Annotated in this window: 1 protein-coding gene; it reads left to right on the top strand. The window is 62.3% G+C overall.

From position 1 onward, the window contains the following. Positions 1 to 252 (top strand): NAD(P)/FAD-dependent oxidoreductase (locus tag P0D70_RS37145; RefSeq protein ID WP_408188157.1); only part of this gene is annotated, 252 nt, incomplete at both ends.

Genomic DNA, 252 nt, shown 5'->3' with positions numbered 1-252 from the left:
AATACGACGTCGTGATCGTCGGCGGCGGCCCGGCTGGGCTGTCCGCGGCGATTCGCCTGAAGCAGCTGGCGGCGGAAAAAGGCGCTGAAATTGGCGTGTGCGTACTGGAAAAAGGCTCGGAGATCGGGGCGCATATCCTCTCGGGCGCGGTCATGGATCCGCGCGCCATGACCGAGCTGATTCCGGACTGGAAAGAAAAAGGCGCACCGCTGACCGTGGATGTGACCGAAGACAAGTTCCTGTTCCTGACCG

The organism is Paraburkholderia sp. RL17-381-BIF-C (assembly GCF_046026435.1).
GTDB lineage: Bacteria > Pseudomonadota > Gammaproteobacteria > Burkholderiales > Burkholderiaceae > Paraburkholderia.
The sequence above is the reverse complement of the archived record's forward strand: the minus strand, read 5'-3'. Positions and strand labels throughout refer to the sequence as shown.